6 protein-coding genes are annotated in these 9,178 nt (G+C 65.1%); all 6 read left to right on the top strand.

All coding sequences use genetic code 11. The annotated features are described in order from the left end of the window. The coding region (locus tag LJ737_RS24515) for a hypothetical protein (protein WP_227769409.1) at positions 1-359 on the top strand (359 nt) is incomplete at its 5' end. A gap of 177 nt (positions 360-536) precedes the next feature. Then, complete coding sequence (locus LJ737_RS24510) at positions 537-2,174, top strand: pectate lyase family protein (protein ID WP_227769408.1); 1,638 nt, start codon at positions 537-539, stop codon at positions 2,172-2,174. A gap of 181 nt (positions 2,175-2,355) precedes the next feature. Beyond that, entirely contained in the window at positions 2,356-3,816 is a 1,461-nt protein-coding gene (locus tag LJ737_RS24505; protein WP_227769407.1) for a sialate O-acetylesterase, read from the top strand. A 77-nt stretch (positions 3,817-3,893) separates the two neighbouring features. After that, positions 3,894-4,799, top strand: a complete 906-nt coding sequence (locus LJ737_RS24500; protein WP_227769406.1) for a sugar phosphate isomerase/epimerase family protein — start codon at positions 3,894-3,896, stop codon at positions 4,797-4,799. Between the two features lie 395 nt (positions 4,800-5,194). Continuing rightward, positions 5,195-5,887, top strand: coding sequence for a DUF3826 domain-containing protein (locus LJ737_RS24495; protein WP_227769405.1), 693 nt, complete (start codon positions 5,195-5,197; stop codon positions 5,885-5,887). A gap of 55 nt (positions 5,888-5,942) precedes the next feature. Beyond that, positions 5,943-9,170 carry a SusC/RagA family TonB-linked outer membrane protein gene (locus LJ737_RS24490; RefSeq protein WP_227769404.1) on the top strand — a complete coding sequence of 1,076 codons (3,228 nt, stop codon included), beginning with the start codon at positions 5,943-5,945 and terminating at the stop codon, positions 9,168-9,170. The last annotated feature ends 8 nt before the right edge of the window (positions 9,171-9,178 follow it).

Raw genomic sequence — 9,178 nt, 5'->3', positions numbered from 1 at the left:
CGGCGGCCCCGGCCGCCGCGGCGCAGCCGGCCACCCCGGCCGCCGCGACGCTGCCCGCGCTGCTGCTGCACCTGGGCTTGCCGCCGGGCACCCGCGTGGAGCAGCGCGAGGTGGCTGGGTACTCACTTTTCGCCCTCAACGGCGGCGCGCAACTCGCTTGCCTAGCGCCGCGCCTAGCGCCGGCCGAGCTGCCCACGCTGGTGGGGCACCTGGCCGCCTGGCACGAAGAGCTGGCCGCGGGGCCGGGCACCCAGCTGTTGGTGCGCGCCGCCGCCTGCCGCTCGGCCGAAGCCCGCCGCCGCCTCGCCGACTGCCTGGAGCAGGCCGGCTTCGGGGCGCAGCAGCTGCGCTGGCTGTAGCGCGGCGCCGGGGCATTGCCGGCCCGCGGCAGTCCGATTCTACAATCTTGACCCGGTTTGCCGCCATGCTTATAAGGCGGCCATGCTAAGATGCTACAGAGGGTCGAAAAAATGGTACACGGTGCCGGCCCGCGCCCTGCCGACCTTTAGCCCCGAGCAATTCAGCTATTCCCGCCCATGAAAACGCCCGTTTCGTTCCTCGCTTGTTTAGGCCTGATGTTGGCCGCCGCGCCGGTTGCCCTGGCGCAGTATCCGTCCATCCCGCCCGACATTCAGAAGGCCAGCGACGAGCTGATGAAGGAGGCCCGCCGCCAGTCCGATCTTGCCTGGGCCAAGGCCTACCCCATCATTCAGAAGGAGCAGCGCGAGGGCAAGCCCTACATTCCGTGGGCGGCCCGCCCGATTGACCTGCCCCAGGCCCCCATTCCGGCCTTCCCCGGCGCCGAGGGCGGCGGCGCGTACTCCTTCGGCGGCCGCGGCGGCCGCGTCATCGTGGTGACCAGCTTGGAAGACAGCGGCCCGGGCACCTTGCGCGAGGCCTGCGAGCAAGGCGGGGCCCGCACCGTGGTGTTCAACGTGGCCGGCATCATCCGGCTGAAGTCGCCGCTGATGATTCGGGCGCCTTACATCACCATTGCCGGCCAGTCGGCCCCGGGCGACGGGGTGTGCGTGGCCGGCGAGTCGGTGTGGATCAACACCCACGACGTGATTATCCGCTACATGCGCTTCCGCCGCGGCGAAACCAACGTGGGCCGCCGCGACGACGCCATCGGGGGCAACCCCATCGGCAACATCATGATTGACCACGTGTCGGCCTCCTGGGGCCTGGACGAGAACATGTCGATGTACCGCCACATGTACAACGACAGCACCGGCATTGCCGAGCAGAAGCTGGGCACGGTGAACATCACCATTCAGAACAGCATCTTCTCGGAGGCGCTGGACACCTGGAACCACGCCTTCGGCAGCACGCTGGGCGGGGAAAACTGCACCTTCATGCGCAATCTGTGGGCCGACAACGCGGGCCGCAACCCGTCGATTGGCTGGAATGGGGTGTTCAACTTCGCCAACAACGTGATGTTCAACTGGGTGCACCGCTCGACCGACGGCGGCGACTACCGTGCCATGTACAACATCATCAACAACTACTACAAGCCGGGGCCGCTGACGCCGAAGGATTCGCCAGTGGGCCACCGCATCCTGAAGCCCGAATCGGGCCGCAGCAAGCTCAAGTACCAGGTGTACGGCCGCGCCTACGTCAGCGGTAACATCATGGAGGGCAACGACAAGGTGACCAAGGACAACTGGGACGGCGGCGTGCAGGTGGAGGAGCTGGCCAACGCCGGCAAGTACATGCCCGACATGAAGGTGAATGCCCCGCTGCCCATGCCGCAAATTACCATCATGCCCGCCCAGAAGGCCTACGACTACGTGCTGGAAAACGCCGGGGCCACCCTGCCCAAGCGCGACGCCGTCGACACCCGCGTGATTGAGCAGGTGCGCACCGGCAAAATCAACGCCCTGCCCAACGTGAAGCTGCCCGACACGCAGTTCAAGCACCGCCGCCTGCCCATCGACTCCTACAAGCAGGGCATCATCACCGACGTAAGCCAGGTGGGGGGCTACCCCACCTACGCCGGCACGCCCTACCAGGACTCGGACAAGGACGGCATGCCCGACCAGTACGAGAAGAAAAACAAGCTCAACCCCAACGACGCCTCGGACGCCAGCCAGGTGCGCGGCAAGGATGGCTACACCAACATCGAGGAGTACCTCAACAGCTTGGTGGCCGTGAAGAACGTGCGCCCCTCGTAAGCAGCGGCGCGGCTTCAATCGGAACACGCCCACCAGAACGTCATTCCGGGCGAAGTCGAGGAATCTCGCCGGATAGTAACACCAATCATTGCGTTGCTATCCGGAGTCAGCACGCGAGATGCTTCGACTGCGCTCAGCATGACGTTCTTTTTTGACCTCTTTCCTGCATTCCCTCCATTCCATGCTCCTGCGCCCGTTCGCCCTGCTTTCCCTGCTCGCCCTAACGGCCCCCGCCGCCCAGGCGCGGGTGCAGCTGCCGCGGGTATTGGGCCACGGCATGGTGCTGCAGCGCGAGAAGCCGGTGCCGATTTGGGGTACGGCCGCGCCCGGCGAGGCGGTGACGGTACAGTTTGGCGGGCAGCAGCAGCGCACCACCGCGGCGGCCGACGGCAGCTGGCGAATTACTCTGGCCCCGCTCAAAGCCAGCGGCGTTGGCGCCGAGCTAACCGTGCGCGGCACCAATGAAATCCGCCTGCGCGAGGTGCTGGTGGGCGAGGTCTGGCTGTGCTCGGGGCAGTCGAACATGGAATACACCATGCGCAAGAACAGCAAGGTGACCGTGCCGCCCCAGCCCGAGCCCAACCCGCTGACCGAGCTGGAGCGCGCCCACAACCCGCAAATCCGCATTTTCCTGGTCAACCGCAAGGAGCTGGCCAAGCCCGACTCCCTGCACCGGGGCTGGAGCATCGCGCAGGATTCGGCGCTGCGCGCGTTTTCGGCGCCGGCCTATTTCTTCGCGCAGGAGCTGCAGCGGCAGCTGGGCGTGCCGGTGGGCGTCATCAGCTCGGCCGTGCCCGGCAGCCGCATCGAGCCCTGGATCAGCGAGGCTGCTTTCCGGGCCGACTCCTACTACCAGCAGCCCGTGGGCGGCGACCCGGGCAAGTTCTACGAGCCCATGATCCGGCCGCTGGTGCCCTTTGCCCTGCGCGGCTTCTGCTGGTACCAGGGCGAGTCGAACTGCTTTCTGGCCGAAACCAGCTCCTACACCCACAAAATGCGCACGCTCATCGAAAGCTGGCGCGCGGCTTGGCAGGATGCCGCGCTGCCGTTTTACTACGTGCAGCTGGCTCCGTTCAAGTACTCCGAATCGAAGGAGCCCAAGCAGCCGCTGACGCCCGAAACGCTGCCGCTGTTCTGGGAAGCCCAGGAGGCGGTGCTGGCGCAGGTGCCGCGCACGGACTTGATTGTCGCCACCGACCTGGTGACCAAGCTCGACGACATTCACCCGCCCTACAAATGGCAGATCGGCCGGCGCCTGGCGTACCTAGCCCTGCACGACACCTACGGCCGGCGCGCGGTGGCCGCCCACGGACCGGTGTTTCGCAGCCTGCACGTGAAGGGCCCGACCGCCGAAATTAGCTTTCAGCCCTTGCAAGGCCACCTCGTCAGCCGGGACGGGCAGCCGCTGACCGGCTTCACCGTGGCCGGCGCCGACGGCGTGTTTGTGCCGGCGCAGGCCCGCATCAAAGGCCGGCGGGTGCTGGTGACGGCGCCCGGCGTGGCCCGGCCGGCGGCGGTGCGCTTCGCTTGGCACGAAGCGGCGCAGCCCAACCTGTTTTCCGACCGGGGCCTGCCGGCCCGCCCCTTCCGCACCGACAAACCCGCGCCCGAAACGGCCGCCGGGGTATCGTTCCGCCGCTAGCCGGCCCCGCCCTGCGCGCCGCTTTCGGCCCTGCTTTCCGTTCCACCCTACGCGAAGCCGCGCTTCGCGCCCCTGCCATGCCATCTGCCCCCCTCTCCCGCCGCGACTTTCTCGCCACCAGCCTGCTGGCGGCCGGTGCCTTGCTGCTGCCCCGCCCGCTGACCGCCTTCGGCAAGCCCCGCAAGCTTACCTACAAGATTGCCGTGGTGGATCTGATGATTCTGAAGCGACAGAAGCTCGGCGCCTTGCAGCTCACCAAGGACATTGGCGCCGACGGCGTGGAGGTGGACATGGGCGGGCTGGGCAACCGCGACACCTTCGACAGCCAGCTCAGCAAGCCCGAAATCCGCCAGCAGTTTCTCGACAAAGCCAAGGAGCTGAACCTGGAAATCTGCTCCCTGGCCATGACGGGCTTCTACGCCCAGTCCTTCGCCACGCGCCCCACGTATGAGCGCATGGTGCAGGACTGCATCGACACGATGAAGCTGATGGGCGTGAAGGTGGGGTTTCTGCCCCTGGGCAACCAGGGCGACCTGGTGAAGAACCCCGAGCTGCGCCCTGCCATTGTGGAGCGCCTGAAGGTGGTGGGCAAGATGGCCCAGAAAGCGGGCGTAGTCATCGGCATCGAGACGGCGCTGGACGCGGCCGGCGAGGTGCAGCTGCTCCGCGACATCGGCTCGAAGCACGTGCGGATCTACTTCAACTTCTCCAACCCGCTCAAGAACGGCCGCGACCTGCACCAGGAGCTGCGCACCCTGGGCCGCAAGCGCATCTGCCAGATTCACTGCACCGACGACGACGGCGTGTGGCTGCAAAACAACCCGCGGCTGGACATGAACAAGGTCAAGCAGACCCTGGCCGACATGGGCTGGCAGGGCTGGCTGGTGATTGAACGCTCGCGCGACGCCAACGACCCGCGCAACGTGAAGAAGAATTTTGGGGCCAACACGGCGTACCTGAAGTCCATCTTTCAGCCTATATAATATAGAATAAGCGCAAGCCGGCTGGCTCGCCCTACCCTGCGCCCACTCTAGCATGTTGTCGGTGAGTAAGGGCTTACCGGTTGCGGGTCGCGCCGGTGGCTGGTTCGGCCGCGGCGCCGCCAGTACGGCTTTACGTTTTAGCTATAAAAATCTGCTATTCAGCCAGTAATAAGCCCTATTAAGACCAATCAGCTGTTCCCTAATGGGCGGCCGGAGTAAACTTACGCTACGAAGGCGGGAGGGGCCGCCACGGGCCTTGGTTGACGGATATTACCCGCAAAACGGCCCGGCGTCCGGAGGCATGACAACATTGTACAATAAGTTGGTTAAAAGCTGTATTCCGCCGGTCTGAACTACTAGTAATTTGGTCCCACTCTAGTAGTTACCACCCGCTCATGAATCTCTTGCTCAGAAGTTTGCTCGTTGCCGCTCTGCTGACCACCGGCTCTGCTGCCCTGGCGCAGGCCCCGGCCCCGGCGCAAACCGAATCCAAGGAAGCCGCCTACACCCGCACCATTACCGAGCGCGCCGACAAAATTGTGGCCAAGCTCGACGGGCTGAAGCCGGGCAAAACCAGCAAGGTGCGCGACGCCATTGTGGCGCAGTACCGGGCCCTGAACGACATTCACGAAGCGCGCAAAACCCGCCTGGCCGCCCTGAAAGCCCAGAACCCGGACGAGGCCACCAAGAAGGCCGAAACCGAGAAAATCGAGGCCGAAACCACCGCGGCCCTGGACAAGCAGCACCCCAAGTTCCTCGCCCAGCTGGGGCGCCACCTCTCGCCGGCGCAGATCGACCAGGTGAAGGACGGGCTGACCTACGGCGTGCTGCCCATCACCGTGCGGGCCTACAACGACATGCTGCCCACCCTGACGGAGGCGCAGAAAGCCCAGATCCTGACGTGGCTGACCGAGGCCCGCGAAAAGGCCATGGACGCCGGCACCTCGGAGCAAAAGCACGCCTGGTTTGGCAAGTACAAAGGCAAAATCAACAACTACCTATCCGCCGCCGGCATCGATATGAAGCAGGCCGGTAAGGACTGGGAAGCCCGGCGCCAGCGCGCAGCCGCCGACGCCCAGGGCCAGTAAGCTCCCCACCTCCTCCCCCGACACTCCCACTGCTTTCCCACACACCAACCTAGATATGAAGAACCTTTTACCCACGCTTCCCGCGCCCGGTGGCGCCCCGCGCCTGGCCGGCGCCCTGCTGAGCGGTCTGCTGGCCGGGGCCCAGGTGGCCGCGGCCGCCACGGGCACGCCCACCACCCCGCCCGCATCCACGACCGATGCGCAGATCAACGTGAACGTGACCGGCACGGTGCGCGACGCCAAGGGCAGCCCCATTCCCGGGGCGAGCGTGGTGCTGAAAGGCACGACGACCGGCACCTCGACCGACGCGCAAGGCGTGTTTCGCATCAACCTGCCCACCGGCAACGAAACGCTGGTTATCAGCTCGGTGGGCTTCACCAAGCAGGAAATTGCGGTGGGCGGCCGCAGCACCATCGACGTGACGCTGCAGGACGAGACGTCCTCGCTGAACGAAGTGGTGGTGGTGGGCTACGGCACGCAGAGCAAGATCAGCCTGACCGGCGCCGTGGCCCCGGTGGACATGCAGAAGGTGCAGGATTTGCCCGTCGGCTCGCTCTCGACGGCCATTCAGGGCCAGCTGCCGGGCGTGTCGGTATCGGGTGGCACCAGCCGCCCCGGCGAACCGGGCGCCATTACCATCCGCAACCCCCAGCTGCTCTCCAAGGACGGCGGCACGCTGCGCCCGCTCTTCGTTATCGACAACGTGGTGCGCACCGAGGAGGACTTCAACCTGCTCGACGCCTCGGAAGTGGAGGCCATTTCCGTCCTGAAAGACGCGGCCGCGGCCATTTACGGCGCCCGCTCCAGCCAAGGCGTGGTGGTGGTGACGACCAAGCGCGGCAAAGCCGGCGTGCCGAAATTCAGCTACAGCACCTCGCTGGGCGTGACCGACGCCGTGCGCCTGCCCTCGATGATGACGGGTCTGCAGCAGGCCACCTACCTGAACGACCTGAACTACACCAACGGCAAACTGCCCAACGACCCGCTCATCTACACGCCCGATGAGCTGGACTACTTCGCGGGCAACAACTACAACTGGCTCAAAGAGGCCTGGAAACCCTCGCTGGTGATGCGCCACGCGCTGAACGTGAGCGGGGGCACGGACCGCGCCACCTTCTTCGCCGGCGTGACCTACACCGGCCAGGACGCGAACTTCCGCAACATCAAGTCGGACAAGTGGACCTTCCGCGCCAGCGCCGACATGAACGTGACCAAGGGCCTGAAAGTGGCCGTGGCCATCAGCGGCGACTTGTCGAACAAGCGCATGTACTACCTCAAGCAAGGGGGGGAAAACGCCGAAAACGACATGCGTTCCTTGCTGTACACGCCGCAGTTCAACCAGCCTTACGTCAACGGCCTGCCGGTGCTGCTCTCCAACGCGAGCAACGTCAACACCGTCGACGCCTTCCACTTCTTCGAAGTCCAGAACTCGAACAACTACACCGCCACGCGCGGCACCGGCCTGAACCTGACGGCCAATGTGGACTACGAGCTGCCCTGGGTGAAGGGCCTGAAGGTGCGCGGCCTGTTCGGCAAGACGATGGACAACACCTTCGGCAAGCAGTACGGGACGAAGTACAACGTGTACCAGTTCTCGATGCTGGGCCAGAACAAGCACATCTACGGGGGCGACATCGTGAAGATGGTGACGCTCAACAACGGGGACCGGGTGCGCCTCAACCCCGGCTACTACGACAGCTACCAGCTGAACGGCTACCTGACCTTCGACCGCGACTTCGGCAAGCACCACGTATCGGCCATTGCCTTCTACGAGCAGTCGGAAGTGCACGCCGACGCGGTAGCGGCCATGGCGGAGGGCGCCATCGTGGGCGGCCTGGACGACATGCGCTACGCCACGGGCACGCAGACGACCTCGGAAACGCAGACGGAAAACGGGCTGGTGTCGATGGCCGGCCGCATCAACTACGGCTTCGCCAACAAGTACTTGCTGGAGTTTGCCGTGCGCCGCGACGGGTCCACGAACTTTGCGCCGAAGTACCGCTGGGGCACGTTCCCCTCGCTGTCGGTGGGCTGGGTGATGTCGGAGGAAGGCTTCTTCCGCGACAACATCAACTTCGTCAACCTCTTCAAAATCCGCGCGTCGGCGGCCCACATGGGCGGCGACGCCACCAAGGCCTACCAGTGGCAGACCAGCTACGCGCTGCAGACGGGCAAGGCAGCCGTGTTCGGCGGCAATACCGACCGCGGCTTGGTCATCACCCCCAACAACACGATGGCCAACCCCTTCGTGCAGTGGGACGACGTGAACAAGTACAACCTGGGCCTGGACATGGCCTTCCTGGAAAACCGCCTCACCGTCACGGCTGACGGCTACCGCAACAAGCACTACAACATGCTGACGGCGCTCAGCAGCTCGGTGCCGCTGCTGATCGGCGCGTCGGTGCCCTCGGAAAACTACGCCCGCGTCAACACCTTCGGCTACGAACTCTCGGTGGGTTACGGCGGCCGCGTGGGCTCGGACCTGAGCTACAAGCTGAGCACCTTCTTCGCCTGGAACGACAACAAGAACATCCTGGTGGACGTGGAAAGAGCCAAGCTCGGCACCTACCTCGACCCGACCGGCAAATCCAGCGACCGGGGCGTCCTGGGCCTGCACAACATCGGCATGTTCCGCTCGCAGGAAGAAGTGACGGCTTGGATGGCCGACCACCCGGGCTACAAGATCTACGGCCTGGCGCCCAAGCCGGGCATGCTGAACTACGAAGATGTGCGCGGCCCGCTGAACACGGCCACCGGCGAATTTGCCGGCCCCGACGGCATCATCGACGACAACGACATGCAGTACCTGACCAAAAAGGCCAGCAACCACTACTCCGTGGGCTTCAACCCCTCGATTACGTGGAAGGGGCTGAGCGTGTCGGCGACGATGGGCGCCTCCTTCGGCGGGCAGGACATGGTGGAGTCGACGGCCCGCTCGCAGGCCACGCTGACGGCCAACCGCCCGGCCTTCTGGGCCGACCACTGGACGGAAGCCACCCCGAACGCCCAGTACCCGAACCCGCTCTACAAGGACACCTACAACGTGGCCTCGGACTTCTGGTTCCGCAGCTCGTTCTCGGCCGGTATGCGCAACGCCAACGTGTCGTACTCCTTCCCGACGGCGCTGGTCAACAAAGCCGGCATCAGCAGCCTGCGCGTGTACTTCGTGGCCATCAACCCGCTGAACTTCTACAACCCCTACGACTACAAGGTCTACTCGGGTGATTACTCGACCTACCCCACCCTGCGCTCCATGTCGCTGGGCCTAAACCTCGGCCTGTAACCCCTGCC

The sequence above is a fragment of the Hymenobacter sp. 15J16-1T3B genome (assembly GCF_020711235.1).
GTDB lineage: Bacteria > Bacteroidota > Bacteroidia > Cytophagales > Hymenobacteraceae > Solirubrum.
This window is presented reverse-complemented; position numbering and strand designations above follow the sequence as displayed.